The sequence below is a fragment of the Granulibacter bethesdensis genome (assembly GCF_001889525.1).
GTDB classification, from domain to species: domain Bacteria; phylum Pseudomonadota; class Alphaproteobacteria; order Acetobacterales; family Acetobacteraceae; genus Granulibacter; species Granulibacter bethesdensis_C.
On record NZ_CP018192.1, the window covers coordinates 1414846 to 1430452 of the forward strand.

At 58.9% G+C, this 15607-nt stretch carries 12 protein-coding genes; 1 reads left to right on the plus strand and 11 read right to left on the minus strand.

What is annotated here, in order from left to right; genetic code table 11:
• Positions 1–179: 179 nt before the first annotated feature.
• Positions 180–956: a 30S ribosomal protein S2 gene (gene rpsB / locus GbCGDNIH6_RS06520; RefSeq protein ID WP_072563280.1), complete on the minus strand. Its 777-nt coding sequence runs from the start codon at positions 954–956 to the stop codon at positions 180–182.
• A 172-nt stretch (positions 957–1128) separates the two neighbouring features.
• Positions 1129–4560, minus strand: coding sequence for a DNA polymerase III subunit alpha (dnaE, locus tag GbCGDNIH6_RS06525; protein ID WP_072563281.1), 3432 nt, complete (start codon positions 4558–4560; stop codon positions 1129–1131).
• A 209-nt stretch (positions 4561–4769) separates the two neighbouring features.
• On the opposite strand from dnaE, the gene GbCGDNIH6_RS06530 reads away from it, so the two are divergent.
• Positions 4770–5315: a tetratricopeptide repeat protein gene (locus GbCGDNIH6_RS06530; RefSeq protein WP_072563282.1), complete on the plus strand. Its 546-nt coding sequence runs from the start codon at positions 4770–4772 to the stop codon at positions 5313–5315.
• 77 nt (positions 5316–5392) lie between these two features.
• On the opposite strand, the gene GbCGDNIH6_RS06535 is transcribed toward GbCGDNIH6_RS06530, so the two are convergent.
• The 9 genes from GbCGDNIH6_RS06535 to GbCGDNIH6_RS06575 all read right to left on the minus strand — a co-directional run bounded on the left by GbCGDNIH6_RS06535 (position 5393) and on the right by GbCGDNIH6_RS06575 (position 15605).
• The gene (locus GbCGDNIH6_RS06535) at positions 5393–6082 is read right to left on the minus strand and encodes an ABC transporter ATP-binding protein (RefSeq protein WP_072563283.1); all 690 of its coding nucleotides are present in this window, start codon (positions 6080–6082) and stop codon (positions 5393–5395) included.
• Entirely contained in the window at positions 6075–7328 is a 1254-nt protein-coding gene (locus GbCGDNIH6_RS06540; protein ID WP_072563284.1) for a lipoprotein-releasing ABC transporter permease subunit, read from the minus strand. Before GbCGDNIH6_RS06540 ends, GbCGDNIH6_RS06535 begins: the two co-directional genes overlap by 8 nt.
• A gap of 2 nt (positions 7329–7330) precedes the next feature.
• Positions 7331–8653, minus strand: coding sequence for a proline--tRNA ligase (gene proS / locus GbCGDNIH6_RS06545; RefSeq protein WP_072564417.1), 1323 nt, complete (start codon positions 8651–8653; stop codon positions 7331–7333).
• 296 nt (positions 8654–8949) lie between these two features.
• The gene (locus GbCGDNIH6_RS06550; RefSeq protein WP_011631992.1) at positions 8950–9222 is read right to left on the minus strand and encodes a DUF1467 family protein; all 273 of its coding nucleotides are present in this window, start codon (positions 9220–9222) and stop codon (positions 8950–8952) included.
• A 19-nt stretch (positions 9223–9241) separates the two neighbouring features.
• Entirely contained in the window at positions 9242–10900 is a 1659-nt protein-coding gene (locus GbCGDNIH6_RS06555) for a ribonuclease J (protein WP_072563285.1), read from the minus strand.
• A 53-nt stretch (positions 10901–10953) separates the two neighbouring features.
• A complete protein-coding gene (locus GbCGDNIH6_RS06560; RefSeq protein ID WP_072563286.1) occupies positions 10954–11763 on the minus strand; it encodes a type III pantothenate kinase in 810 nt (269 codons plus the stop codon).
• A gap of 62 nt (positions 11764–11825) precedes the next feature.
• A complete protein-coding gene (locus tag GbCGDNIH6_RS06565; protein WP_072563287.1) occupies positions 11826–12611 on the minus strand; it encodes a biotin--[acetyl-CoA-carboxylase] ligase in 786 nt (261 codons plus the stop codon).
• Positions 12608–14044 carry an NADH-quinone oxidoreductase subunit NuoN gene (gene nuoN / locus GbCGDNIH6_RS06570; protein WP_072563288.1) on the minus strand — a complete coding sequence of 479 codons (1437 nt, stop codon included), beginning with the start codon at positions 14042–14044 and terminating at the stop codon, positions 12608–12610. The genes GbCGDNIH6_RS06565 and nuoN overlap by 4 nt, the downstream gene beginning before the upstream one ends.
• A gap of 40 nt (positions 14045–14084) precedes the next feature.
• Positions 14085–15605, minus strand: coding sequence for an NADH-quinone oxidoreductase subunit M (locus tag GbCGDNIH6_RS06575; RefSeq protein WP_072563289.1), 1521 nt, complete (start codon positions 15603–15605; stop codon positions 14085–14087).
• Positions 15606–15607 lie beyond the last annotated feature (2 nt).

Consider the following 15607-nt stretch of genomic DNA (forward strand, 5'->3'; position numbering starts at 1 on the left):
ATGCCCCCTTTAAAACCCGTTTGTCCCGTCATTCCTGCATGACATTATCGTGTCACCGATGCAGGGAGCCACGCTGATCATTCAGCAGGCAAGGAATGGAACGCCGGGCAAAGATGGTCCCGCCCGGAAACAACCTTTTGCAGGGTGTTGCCGGACGGAGATTGCCTTGAAGTCAGGTCTCAGGCGGTGGCCTGCGCCGCTTCCGGCTCAGGCAGAATTTCCGGAGCCAGTTCCTCGGCGGCACCGAGGTCACGGCCGGAAGCGATCATCTCGGCGCTGATACCATCCAGCACAGCACTGGCAACCAGATCGCAATACATGGTGATGGCGCGGATGGCATCATCATTGCCCGGGATCGGATAGGTTACGCCGGACGGATCGGAGTTGCTGTCCAGAACTGCCACAACCGGAATGCCCAGCTTGTTGGCTTCTTCGACCGCCAGCTTTTCCTTGTTGGTGTCGATGATGAACAGGATGTCCGGCAGGCCGCCCATATCCTTGATGCCGCCCAGCGCGCGTTCCAGCTTTTCGCGGTCACGCGTAATGTCCAGCACTTCTTTCTTCGTCAGGCCGGTCGTGTCACCCGCAAGCATCTCGTCGATCTGACGCAGACGCTTGATGCTGCCTGTGATCGTTTTCCAGTTGGTGAGCATGCCGCCCAGCCAACGGTGGTTCACATAATACTGACCGCAACGCTGCGCGGATTCAGCGACATATTCAGCCGCGGCGCGCTTGGTGCCGACGAACAGAACGCGTCCACCGCCCGCAACCACGTCGCGGATGGCGCGTAGGGAACGGTCAAGCAGTGGAACAGTCTGCTGCAGGTCGAGAATATGAACCTGATTGCGCACGCCGAAAATAAACGGCGCCATGCGGGGGTTCCACCGACGGGTGTGGTGGCCGAAATGGACGCCGGCTTCCAGCAGCTGGCGCAGAGTGAATTCGGGCATCGCCATAAGCGTGCTCCTTTCGTCTTCTGGTTACACCTCCGCGGGGCTCAAGGCTTTTGGCACCAGAAGCACCCCGCGTGCGAATTTGCCCATACAGGGGACAGCATCACCTGCGGACCGGGCGGATATGGCGGAAGATGCCGCCCCTTGCAAGCACCTCGTTGCAGGGCTGCGATGCTCAGACTTCCTCTACCCGCTCTACGCCCGGGACGAGTTTCAAGGCCTGCCCCAGACGAGGGGTGACGTTGAAACCACCCGGAAGCTCGATTTCCACCTCCTGATCCTCATTCAGACGTGGAATCAGGACGACATGCCCCTTCCCCTTCGTATCCGGACGGGACAGCACCGCACGGATCTGCCCGATATCAGCATTGTCTTTCAGCCAGACGCGCATCATTCCCGCTGTGCCGCCCGCTGCATCATCCAGAGGCATAATGTCCTGAGCCGTAATGCGGATCGAATCCTCCCCTTCGGCTTTGATATCGGCAGTCGCCAGTACACAGGCACCGATCCGCAGCGCATCGCGGGAACGGGAAAGAACCTCACTGAACACCGTAATTTCATAGCTGCCGCCAGCATCGGACAGACGTACCCAGGCCATGCGGCTGCCGGTGCGGGTGGTACGCTCTTTCGCATTCACCACACAGCCGGCCAGACGAACACGCTGATCGCCATGGCGCGCCGCATGTTCCTCGATCCGGTTGCTTGGAAGCACCCTCAGTTTCTGCAACGTCACCGTATAGACGTCCAGCGGATGGGCGGTGAGATGAAAGCCAATGGCCTCGGCCTCGAAGCTCAGCCGCTCCATATCCGGCCAGTCGGGGCAGGATGGCAGACGTAACGGCTCCGGCGTAGCGGCCCCCGCAAACAGCCCGATCTGGCCGGAGTTTTTTTCCTCCGACTCAGCCTGCGCCCGGCGCAGGATCATGTCCGCCGCGCCATGCGCCGCAGCCCGGTTGGGTACCAACGAGTCGAAGGCACCTGCCCGCGCCAGATTTTCGATCTGCATGCGATTGAGCTGCCGTGGGTCAACCCTGGCTGCGAAATCCGCCAGATCGGTAAAGGCTTGTCCTCCACGCGCGGCGACCACTGCCTGCATCGCTGAAAGACCGACCCTCTTGATCGCGGCAAGCGCATAGCGGATAGCGAGCCTGCCATCCTCCCTCTGCTCGACCCTAAAATCTGCTGCCGACCGGTTGATATCCGGGGGCAACACCGAAATACCCAGCCTGGTCGCTTCCTGCCGCAAGGCTGCGAGCTTGTCCGTATTATTGATCGCCAGACTCATGCAGGCGGCCAGAAACGGCTCCGGATAATTGGCCTTCATATAGGCCGTCTGGTAGGCAACCAGCGCATAGGCGGCGGCGTGAGATTTGTTGAAGCCGTAATCGGCGAACTTGACCATCAGGTCGAAAATCTCGCCTGATTTGGCATCCGGGATGCCGCGTTTGGAGGCTCCCTCGGCAAAGATGGAACGATGGGTTTCCATCTCCGCACGGATTTTCTTGCCCATGGCACGGCGCAGGCTGTCCGCCGCCCCCAGCGAGTAGCCCGCCAGTTTCTGGGCAATCTGCATGACCTGTTCCTGATAGACCATAATGCCATAGGTCTCGCCGAGAATATCGCGGATATCCTCGTGCGGTGGCTCCCAGGCCTCGCCATGTTTGCGCTGGCAGTAGGCGGGGATATTCGCCATCGGGCCAGGACGATACAGCGCGACCGCGGCAATCAAATCCTCGAAACGGTCAGGGCGCATCTGCCGCAGCACGTCCCGCATGCCCTGACTTTCAAACTGGAACACGCCGCCCGCATCGCCACGCTGGAGCATCTGATAGGTACGCTCGTCATCCAGCGGCAGATGCGCCAGATCGACACTCACCCCCAGACCAGCCAGAAATTTCACGGCCCGTTGCAAGATGGTCAGAGTCGTCAGGCCGAGGAAGTCGAATTTCACCAGCCCCGCATTCTCGACATGCTTCATTGAGAACTGTGTGACGAGAAAATCGGATTTCGGATCGCGATACAGCGGCACCAGCTCCACCAGCGGCCGGTCTCCGATCACTACACCGGCAGCATGGGTGCTGGCATGGCGGTACAGCCCCTCGATCTGCAATGCGATTTCCAGCAGGCGTTTGACCGCTTCGTCGCTCTCCCGCATCTGTTGCAGACGAGGTTCTCCATCGATGGCTTCCTGCAAGGTTGGCGGCTTGGCAGGATTGTTCGGGATCAGCTCCGCGACCTTGTTGACCTGACCGAAGGGCATCCCCAGCACGCGACCGACATCGCGCACGGCTGCCTTCGCCTGAAGCTTACCGAAGGTGATGATCTGCGCCACGCGGTCACCACCATACTCACCACGTACATAGCTGATGACTTCGTCGCGCCGGTCCTGACAGAAATCGATATCGAAATCCGGCATGGAGATACGATCCGGATTCAGGAACCGCTCGAACAGAAGATTGAACCGCAGCGGGTCCAGATCGGTGATCGTCAGTGCCCATGCCACCACCGAACCGGCACCCGATCCACGCCCCGGCCCCACCGGAATATCATTCGCCTTGGCCCACTGGATGAAGTCGGCGACGATCAGGAAATAGCCGGGGAAGCCCATACGAGCGATGACATCCAGCTCATAATCCAGCCTTTCACGATAGCGGGCACGATCCTCCGGCCCTGCCCCGACATCATTCATTCGCCGCTCCAGGCCTTCAACGGCCATGGTACGGACGGTCTCATCCTCCGTCTGCCCTTCATGCACTTTCGGGCAGACCGGCAGAAGGGGTTTACGAGTCTCCGCCATAACCGCACAGCAACGGGCAATGGCGATTGTGTTGTCGCAGGCCTCAGGCAGATCAGCAAACAGGGCGCGCATCATTTCCGGCGGTTTGAACCAATGTTCCGGCGTGACGCGGCGGCGATCCGTCTCCGACAGCACCCGCCCTTCAGCAATACAGAGCAGCGCATCATGCGCCTCATACATCTCCGGCTGAGCGAAATAGCAGTCATTGGTGGCCACCAACGGCAAGCCAGCCGCATCCGCCAGAGCAATCAGACCCGGCTCGATCGCTTTTTCGAGTCTAAGACCATGCCGATGCAGCTCGATCACCGTCCGATCAGGAAAAGCCTCCCTGAGCATAGCCAGTAATCGCTCCGCCTCCCCCTTCTGCCCCTCCGCCAGCAGACGGGCCAGCGGTCCTGTGGTGCCACCGGTCAGCAGCATCACACCCTCCGCATGCGCCAGAATCGTCTCCAACGGGAGTTGCGGCTTGGCTCCCGGTTCTCCCTGAAGAAAACCCAGCGATGACAAACGCTGGATATTCGCCAGACCCGTCTCATCACGCGCCAGCAAAACCAGTTGATCGGGCGGCAAGCGCTGTTGTTGCTCCGGCCGGGCCAGACCGATCTGACAGCCAATGATTGGCTGCACTCCTTTTCCGGCACAGGCCTGACTGAACTCCAGAATCCCGAACAGATTGCCGCTATCCGTCATTGCGACAGCAGGCATGACCATTTGCCGCGCCAAAGCCGGGATTTTATCGGTCTTGATCGCGCCTTCGCTCAGAGAATAGGCGGAATGAACCCGCAGATGGACGAAATTCGCGTGCGCCATGTGCCCCGATCAAGCCTCTTGAACCATCGAAACAAACCGGCATACCCGACAAGGTCGGAAAATAACCAGAAAATCGACGGTTTTGATAAAATCATCTGTTTCACCGTCTTGGAGTGAAACAGACAGTCGTTTACAGTCCCGCCGCTGACGATTCATCGCCAGTGCGGCGCGATGCGTCGCGTGACAGACCTGCCATGCGGAGCCCGCTGATGGACACTACCCTTGATCGTAACCGCGTTCTAGCCGCTCATGGACATCATGAGGGGCTGTTGTTCGCGCTTAACGCCATTGAAGCAACCCCTTCCTATGGCGGCCATTATCTTCAGCTTGGTAATCTACTGGCTTCACTTGGCGATCATTCCGCCGCTTCTACAGCTCTCGGCCGGGCGGAAAGCCTGCTCGGGGCCGATTTCAGCGACATGCATGAAGGTCTGCTGTTTGCCGGGAACGCAATCAAGGCATCTCCGGATTATGCTGGCGGCTATGTCCGTCTGGGCAATCTGCTGCATGCGCTCGGTCAGAAGGCGGAAGCCGCCGATGCCTTCAGGACCGCACTCCGGATTGATCCAAAAGGTCTCGACGCGCAGCGTTTCCTCAATCTGGCAGAAGGTAAGGTCTCTTCGGCCGCGAAGCCAGTTGCTCAGGCCGCTGCCTCCCATGCTGCTCCGTCCCGCACGACACCGCATCGTCCGGCGGCACCGGCACCAAAGGAAGGCTTCTTCCGTCGCCTGCTGCGTGGCTTGTTCGGCGGCTAAGCCGGGTTTATAGGCGGACCAACAAAAAAACCGGCTCCTGAGCCGGTTTTTTTTATGCCGTTTAAAAACTCGTCTCTTCAGGCGGAAACAATCCGCCCCTCACGGAGGGTGACCTGACGGTCCATCCGACCTGCAAGATCAGGATTATGCGTGGCAATCAGGGCTGCCACATTCTGATGCCGGACGGCGTTCAGCAAAGCAGAAAACACGGTCTCGGCTGTATGGATATCGAGATTCCCCGTCGGCTCATCCGCCAACAGCACGGCGGGACCGTTCGCCAGCGCCCGCGCGATGGCAACACGCTGCTGCTCCCCACCAGACAGCATACCCGGCAGATGGGAGGCCCGATGCTGCAAGCCGAATGCACTGAGCAGGGCCAACGCATTCTGCTCCGCCTGCCTGCGTGTTCTGCCCGCAATCATTTGCGGCAGAACAACGTTTTCCAGTGCGGAAAACTCCCCGAGCAAATGATGGAATTGATATACGAAGCCCAGATGATCGCGCCGTAGCGCTGTTCTGGCCGCATCGGACAGACCACCGGCATCATGGCTACCAATCCAAACCCTGCCCTCATCCGGTTTTTCAAGCAAACCGGCCAGATGCAGCAAGGTCGATTTGCCCGTACCCGAGGGCGCTACCAGCGCGACAATTTCACCCGGTCGCAGCTCCAGATCGGCATGATCGAGGATGACAAGATCCTGGTCACCACTGCGATAACGGCGTGTGACCTGCTCCAACCGCAGGGCACATGAAGAGCGGTCACTCATGACGCAAAGCCTCGACAGGATCGGTGCGGGCCGCGCGCCAACTGGGATAGAGTGTCGCCAGCACCGAAAGGATCAGGGCGAGCAGCACGGTTTTAACCACCTCTGCCCAATCCACCGTATCCGGTAGGGCCGTCAGCATGAAAACCGATGAATCAAACACCTGCCCGCCACTGATGTTTTCAATCCAGTGCTGGATGGCAACAATGTTCCGGCAGATCACAATGCCGATGACAGTACCGATGAGCGTACCGCTGATGCCGATAAAGGCACCACACATCAGGAAAATCCGCATGACGGCACCGCTCGATGCCCCCATGGTGCGCAGAATGGCGATATCGCGGCGCTTGTCCTTGACCAGCATGATCAGGGAGGAAATCACGTTGAACGCGGCCACCAGAATGATCAGCCCCAGCACGATGAACATCGTATCCTGCTGCACCCTCAGCACACCAAGGAGCAGATCATTGCTGTGCCGCCAGTCCCGAGCAAACGCTTTCTGGCCGTTCAGGGCCTGACGCAGGTCAGGTACGATCGCATCCACCTGATCAGGCTGATGCACACGGATTTCGATCCCGGTCGCACCATCCGGCTTCTGGAAGAAAATCTGTGCCGCTTGCAAAGGCAAAAACACGACGCCGCTGTCATACTGGCTCAACCCGGCCGAGAACACCGCCGCCACCCGATAGGTCGCAACGCGTGGAATGACCCCGATGGCCGTCGCCGCCCCTTCTTTTGCGAGCAGAGTAACCGGATCACCGGGGCGGAGCCTGAATCTCTGCGCCAGCCCTACCCCTATCGCAATGGTGTCGTCGCCTTTCAGATCATCCAGCGATCCCATAACGATATGGCCGCCAATCGCGGGCATGGCGGCAATGTCTTTCGGCTCCATTCCCCGCACCAGCACGCCGGTGGAACCGCCCGCATCCGTGCTCAGCAGAACCTGTCCCTGAATCATCGGCATGGCTGAAGCCACCTGCGGCAGCGCCTTCAACCGCGAGACAATCGCCTGATAATCACGCAATTGCTCGCCTGCATAAGCCTCGATCTCCGCATGCCCGTTCACGCCAAGCATGCGGTTAACGATATCCTGACGAAAGCCACTCATCACGCTGGACACGACGATCAGCGTCGCCACACCCAATGCGATGCCGATCAGCGAGAACAGCGCAATCACCGATACGAAGCGCTCACCCTTGCGGGCACGCAAATACCGTGCGGCAACAGCCCGTTCAAAGGCACTGAACAAGATCAGACAGACTCCTGAATACGCGCCAGAGCATCTTCGACCGTTACTTCCACCCGCTCACCGGTGCGACGACGCTTCAGTTCGACACGCCCGGCAGCCGCCCCACGCGGACCAATCACCACCTGCCACGGATGCCCCATCAGATCGGCATCAGCGAATTTCACGCCCGCACGTTCATCACGGTCATCATACAGAGCGTGGCGCACACCAATACGGCGATACACATCCTCGGCCATAGCATCGCAGGTCGCATCACCGTTTTTCAGATTCAGCACCGCCGCGCGGAAAGGGGCGATGCTATCCGGCCAGATGATGCCTGCCTCATCATGGCTCGCCTCGATCACCGCCGCGACCATGCGGCTGACACCGATCCCATAGCTGCCCATTTCAGGATGCAGCTTCTGCCCGTCACGACCAGCAACCGTCATGTTCAAGGCTTTGGAGTATTTGGTGCCGAAATAGAAAATATGCCCGACCTCAATTCCCCGGCCGGTGCGACGACGCGCTTCCGGCAATGCCTCATAAGCTGCTGTATCGTGCTTCTCGTCAGTGGCAGCATAATGGCCTGTGATCGTCTGGAAAAAACGCTCCAGATCCGCATCGGAATCGACATCGAAAGACGCACCGGACCAGTCGATTTCCTCGAACGCTGCGTCGTAAAAGACCTCGCTCTCCCCGGTAGGGGCAAGAATAATGAATTCATGGCTCAGATCGCCACCGATCGGGCCAGTATCGGCCAGCATCGGGATCGCCTTCACGCCCAGACGCTGGAATGTGCGCATATAAGACAGCATGATGCGGCGATAGCTGCGTACGGCTCCGGCATAATCGAGATCAAAGCTGTACCCATCCTTCATCAGGAACTCACGGCCACGCATCACGCCGAAACGCGGGCGGATTTCGTCGCGGAATTTCCACTGAATCTGGTAGGCCATCTGCGGCAGTTCACGATAGCTCTTGACCGAATGGCGATAAATATCGGTGATCACTTCCTCATTGGTCGGCCCATAGAGAAGATCACGCTCATGCCGGTCCTTCAGCCGCAGCATTTCGGGGCCGTACGCATCGTAACGACCGCTTTCCCGCCAAAGATCAGCCGACTGGATGGTCGGCATCAGCACTTCCTGAGCGCCGATCTCGGCCTGCTCATCGCGCACGATATTGGCAATGGCGTTCAGAACACGCAGCCCGGCCGGCAGCCAGGCATAAATACCGGCTGCTTCCTGCTGGATCAGACCAGCACGTAACATCAACCGGTGCGAGGCAATCTGGGCCTCGGCGGGTGTTTCCTTCAGGGTGGGAATCAGGGCACGGGAAAGGCGCATGGGTTCATCCGTCACAAAAAGCCTGCGGACCCTACAATTCCCTTGTTCCTGCCGCCAGTCTCCGCAGAGGCTGCACATAAAAAAAGGCCCGCGCGCATCAGCGCAGCGGGCCATAAGTTTAGGGAGGAAACGCCAGTCACACGGCAGAAAGAGGAACATCCTCTCTCTGGGGCCTATTATCGGTGCACCGCGCAGGGATGGCCAGCAATTTTCTCTCTTTTTTGACTGAAAAATAAGCGTTTAAAACAGAAAAAGCCTATTTTTTGACCTCTTAAATATGAATAGAAGTCATTTGATTAATCTTTAGGCAACGCAAGCCATCCGCTTCGGAAACTGAGGTAATCGCTGTTGATGACAGTCATGAAAATGCCCCACACCACGATGGAGATCAGGGTCGTCAGCAAAGCTTTTTTCAGAATTTGCGGATTTTCGGGTGTCCCGCGCCACCCGCTGACATCATCAGCCTCCTGTCTGGTGCGGGTACCCAGCGGCAGAATGGCAAAAAGCAGGGTCCACCAGATCAACGCATACAGCACGATCGCCGTGAACCAGCCGATATGACGAAACATCTGATGCCCCTGCCTTTTTTCAGATACGCAGCAGATGCACGTCTACCAGCGGACGCTTTTGCAATTTGCGTCCCAGAGCGCGACGCAAGGCACTACGGGCGGCCTCCGTCAGCAATGCATCGTCATGCCGCAAGGAAGCCGGCAGACTATCCATAGAGGCCGCAAACTCGTTGATCACCCTCGCCGCTTCCGCTTCCTGCGAATCGAACAGCCCCGGTGCGCTGAGCTTGGGACGGCCCATCAGATGACCATCCTCATCGACCGCAATACTCGCCAGCACCACGCCATTATAAAGCATCCGCCGCCGTGCCGAGAGCACACCACCATTCAGCGGCAAAAGCCTGCCGCCATCCAGCACCAGACGACCTACCGGAGCACTGTCCACGATTTCAGGGCGCCCGGAGCCGAAGCTGAGAATATCGCCATCTTCCAGCATCACCGGTTCGGCCTGCATTTCCGCTGCCAGATCAGCCTGCGCCGCAAGGTGACGCCATTCGCCATGCACCGGAACGGAGTAACGCGGGCGCACCAGCTGATAGAGACGCCGCAACTCCTCCCGCGCCGGATGGCCGGAGACATGCACGGTTGCTTCAGAATCAGTAATCAGATGCACGCCACGGCGTACCAGATTATCCTGAACGGTATTCACTGCCCGCTCATTACCGGGAATGACACGGCTGGAAAAGACCACCGTATCCCCTTCCCCAAGGGCAATATTCGGATGCGTATCCGCGGCAATCCGGGCCAATGCAGAGCGAGGTTCACCCTGGCTGCCGGTGACGATCATCAGCAGATTATCATCGGGAACGGACAGCGCATCATCCTCGGACAGGAATTCCTGAACATCCCGCAGATAACCGCAGTCACGCGCCGCCGTATTCAGATTGCGCAAAGAACGGCCTACCAGCGCCACGCTGCGTCCGGCCTCCTCTGCCGCCATGGCGATGCTTTCCACCCGCGCGACATTGCTGGCAAAACAGGTCACCGCCACACGGCCGCTCAAACCGGCAATCGCATCCCGCAAACCACGACGCACATCGGATTCGGAGCCACTATGTCCCTCCACCATTGCATTGGTGGAATCGCAGACGATCGCCAGCACGCCTTCATCCCCCAGCGCGCGCAACCCTTCCTCATCGGTTGGCGGACCGACCAGAGGATCGGGATCGAGTTTCCAGTCACCGGTATGCAGGATCGCGCCATGCGGCGTGTCGATGGCAATCGCCAGAGATTCCGGTGTGGAATGCGCCATGCGGAATGTACGCAGGGAGAACGGGCCGATGCTCAGCGCTCCGCCCAGGGGCAGAGGCAGAATTCTCACTTCATTCTGTAATTGCGCCTCGGACAGCTTGCGCCGCAGCACCATCGCCGCAAACGGGGACGCATAGACAGGGCAGCGCAGTTGCGGCCACAACCATGCCACCGCACCGATATGGTCCTCATGCGCATGCGTGATCACCAGCCCGGTCAGCCGATCCCGCCGCTCCGCAATGAAAGATGGATCAGCCATCATCACATCGACTTCCGGCAGCTCCGTGCCGCCAAAGCCGATGCCGCAGTCAATCGCCAGCCAATGCTCACCCGCCGGGCTACGCGACCGGTAAAGATTCAGGTTCATGCCGATCTCGCCCGTCCCCCCCAGGGGCAGGAAAGCAATCTCCGTATGTGTGTCGGTCATCTTATCCTTTCAGTATCGCGGATGGATGCCCAGGCGGGAGACAATACCCCCGTTCAGTCACCATCCACCATTCTCGCTCTGTCTCGGTTTAAAAAAGGTGTGGGGTTGCGAAGAGCCAGAAGTCGCAGCCCCTCCAATGTCAGATCAGGATCAATCCGGCTGATAACCTGAGTGCCTTCCGAGAACAGCGGCGCCAGCCCGCCTGTCGCGACCACTTTCAGCGGCGCGCCAAATTCGGACTCGATGCGGGCTGTCATGCCCTCGATCATGCCAATATAGCCCCAGTATATGCCCGACTGCATAGCGGCAACCGTACCCTTGCCGATCACCGATTGCGGTCGCCCGATACCAATACGCGGCAGACGTGCTGCCGCCTGATGCAACGCTTCAAGCGACAGATTGATCCCCGGTGCGATCACGCCGCCGCAATAAGCACCCCTTTTATCCACGACATCAAAAGTCGTTGCCGTGCCGAAGTCGATCACCACCAGCGGGCCGCCATAAGTCTGATGCGCTGCCATTGCATTGAGCAGACGATCCGCACCGACTTCTTCCGGGTGATCGACCTGAATGTCGAACCCCCAGTCCAGTGAAGCCCTGGCCACCAGCGGTTCCACCTCGAACCAGTCCCGGCACAGGCGACGCAGATGATACAGGGCGGCAGGCACAACAGTGCCGATGACGGCCGCATGCACATCGGCAGGAGTCAACCGCGCATGGGTCAACAGCGTCAGCAACCAGACGGCATATTCATCGCTGGTCCGCTGATGATCAGTTGCAATGCGCCATGTCCCGCGCCAACCTTTTTCATCATGGACCGCAAAAACGATATTCGTGTTACCCGCGTCTATTACCAGAAGCATGCACCATCCCTTAGCAGGAAGCGATGCGAAGCACGACCTCCTGTTTCACAGTCCGGTCATCTTTATCCGGTCTGATCATGAGCAGCCGAGAGCAGAATCTCACCGGTGTGCACCACCCGACATTCTCCACCGCAATCAAGCAGAAGTGCACCATCTTCACCAATGCCGGTGAAAAGACCGTCCAGCACCTCCCCCTGGCAACGAACAGTCAGCCTCGTTCCGGGTGGATGGGCGGCGCGGCGCCAGGCATCCCTGATTTCAAGCGGGGCTGCATGCCGCCAGGCTGAAAGCCGTGTCACAATTTTCTGCGCCAGAACCTGCGGCACGGGAATCCTGTCGCTGATATCGGCAAGGCAAGCCGTCATCCGCCCGGGAACCGCGGGAGCAGAAGCCATATTCACCCCGATTCCGATGACGAGCCATTCCGGCTCTGTGGCACCCATCGCCGCATCAATCAGGATACCACCCAGCTTACGGTCGCCGACCATGACGTCATTCGGCCATTTCAGGAACACTGCCTGAGGATCGGCCACGTAAGGCAATATCGCATCGAACACAGCCAGGCCGGCCACGAACGCCCAGTGTCCGGCTTCCCGTGCGCTGAGAAAAACCGGTCCCTGTCCGGGCCTGATCAGCAGGGAAAGCGCAAGATTCCCTTCCGGCTCTGTCCAGGCGCGTCCTCGCGTCGCGCGGGGCAAGGTTTGACGAAGGGCCAGCACAGCCAGACCATCCAGCTCCCCCTGCGATGCTCTTGCCACCAGATAATCGGACGTGGAAGGCAGCGAGGCATGAACCTCCAGACGCCAGGGATGGGGCAGAGTGTCCCCTTCCCCGTCTGTCAGACTCACTGGAGCAAAGCCTTGGCCGCCAGATCAGCCGCCGCAAGGATCGGAGCCGGGAACAGGAAGAACAGGGCCGTAAACACCGCACTGCCAACCGCGACTACAGAAACCGAGGCCGGCCACGCTTCGAACGGGCCTTCCGATGCATCGTCAAAATACATCACCTTGACGACGCGCAGATAATAATAGGCTCCGATCACGCTGGTCAGCACACCGATCACCGCCAGCCCCCACAGCAGGGGTTCCCCCGCCTGAACAGCAGCCAGAAACACGTAAAGCTTGCCGAAGAAACCGGACATTGGCGGAATCCCGGCCATGCTGAACATGAAAATCGCCAGCAACAGAGCCAGAGCCGGATCGGTTCTTCCCGCGCCTGCCAGATCGCTGACTTTCTCCAGCTGCCGTCCACGCCGACGCATGGCGAGAATACACGCAAAAGTACCGGTATTCATAAATACGTAGGTCACCAGATAGATCAACAGACCGCGGATACCAGCCTGCGATCCAGCCGCCAGACCCACCAGTGCATATCCCATATGGCCGATTGAGGAATAAGCCATCAGCCGCTTGATGCTCGTCTGACCGATAGCAGCCAGCGCCCCCCACACCATGGAAACCACGGAGATGAGCGCTACAACATGCTGCCATTGCACCAACACGCCATGGAAAGGCGTGACCAGAGTCCGCAGCATCATCGCAATCGCGGCGACCTTGGGGGCAGTGCCCATAAAAGCCGTTACCGGGGTTGGCGACCCCTCATATACGTCCGGCGTCCACATATGGAACGGGGCCGCTGAAATCTTGAACGCCAGACCCGCGATCACGAACACCACGCCGACCGTCAGCCCAGGCGACGTACCCGCCGGATGCGCCAGTGCTTCGCGCAAGGCGGAGAAATCCATGGTCCCCGCAAATCCATAGATCAGTGAAATTCCGTACAGCAGCAAGCCAGATGCCAGCGAACCAAGAACGAAATATTTCAACCCCGCTTCAGCAGAGCGCAATTCATCCCGCGCAAACGCCGCCAGCACGTAGATGGCCAGAGACATCAGCTCCAGCCCCATATACAGGGTCATGAAATTGGAAGCCGACACCATTACCATCATGCCAACGGTGGAGAACAGCGTCAGAACCGGGAATTCGAACCGCTCCATCCCATGATGGCGGTTATAATCCAGCGACAGCACGACAGCGATGGATGCGCCGGACAGGATCAGCAGCTTGACCATGACGGCAAACGGATCGGCCACGAACTGTCCCTGAAACCCTAACCCAAGCGCGCCGGAAACAGTCAGAAGCCCTGTGAGCAGAAACGCACCGAGCGTCAGCATCGCGCAGAGGAACGTATCCTCTCGCCGGTTCCGTGCCACACCGACCAGCAGAATGACCAGCCCGCACAGGGCCAGAACGATCTCCGGGGAAGCCAGGGTCCAGTTCATGAGTATAGGGCCATTCCGTTGGGCAAAGTTTTATCCCCCGTCAGGGAGTGACTGACGCCAGCTGATGCATCTGGCTGATCGCCGCCTGATGCTGTTGCACCAGATCGTTCACCGTTGCATCAAAGAAATGCGTGAAGCTGGACGGATAGACGCCCATCCATAGGGTCAGCAGCACCAGCGGCACGAACACAACGATTTCCCGCGTGTTGAGATCGAACATGGAGCGTAATTCGGCAATGGTCATCCGGCCGAGGATCACGCGGCGATACAGCCACAGCGAATAGACCGCGCCGAGTATCATGCCTGTGCTGCCCAGCAGGGCAATCCAGATGCTGACCTTGAAAGCACCGATCAAAACCAGAATTTCACCGACAAACCCGCCGGTTCCCGGCAAGCCAATGGTTGCCATGGTGAACACAAGGAAGACCGCCGCATAGGCCGGCATCCGCTCGACCAGCCCGCCATAACGGTTGATCTCCAGCGTGTGCAGCCGGTCGTACACGACACCCACGCACAGAAACAACGCGGCAGAAACCACACCATGGGACAGCATCTGGAACAGTGCACCGCTTAATCCCTGCTGGTTCACGGTAAAGATGCCGATGGTCACGACGCCCATATGCGCAATGGATGAATAAGCAATCAGCTTTTTCATATTATCCTGCGCAAAGGCGACGATGGAGGTGTAGATCACCGCCATCACCGACAGGGCAAACATCAGCGGTGCAAAATACTCCACCGCATCAGGAAGCATGGGTACCGAGAAACGCAGGAAGCCGTATCCCCCCATTTTCAGCAAGACCCCGGCCAGAATAACGGACCCGGCGGTCGGTGCCTCCACATGAGCATCAGGCAACCAGGTGTGAACCGGCCACATCGGAACTTTCACAGCAAAAGATGCCAGAAAAGCCAGGAACAACCAGAACTGCATATGCACCGGGAAGCGGGTATGCAGCAGGGTTGGAATATCCGTCGTCCCGGCATAGTGCCACATGGTCAGCAGCGCCAGCAGCATCAGCACCGAACCGGCCAGCGTGTAGAGGAAGAATTTCAGCGCCGCATACACCCGGCGCGCATGCCCCCAGATGCCGATGATCAGATACATCGGAATCAGCACGGCTTCGAAGAAAATATAGAACAGCAGGAAGTCGGTGGCCGAGAACATGCCCACCATCATGGTTTCCAGCACCAGGAAGGCGATCATGAACTCCCTCACGCGGGTATGGATCGCATCCCAGCTTGCCAGAATACAAATGGGCGTCAGGAAGGTGGAAAGCAGCACGAACAGAACGCTGATTCCATCGACACCGACGCTGTAGCGTACACCAAACTCGGGCAGCCACTGCACGGATTCAACAAACTGCATACCCGGCTGGGCCGGGTCGAACCTGACCCACAGGACCAGGCTGAAGGCAAACACCACCAGCGAGGTCCATAGCGCCGTCCAGCGCGCATTGTTTGCCACAACTTCCTCATCCCCGCGGATCGTCATCAGAATGACGACCCCGAGTAGCGGCAGGAAGGTCAGCAGAGACAGTACGGGAAAGCCCGCCTGATTCATGA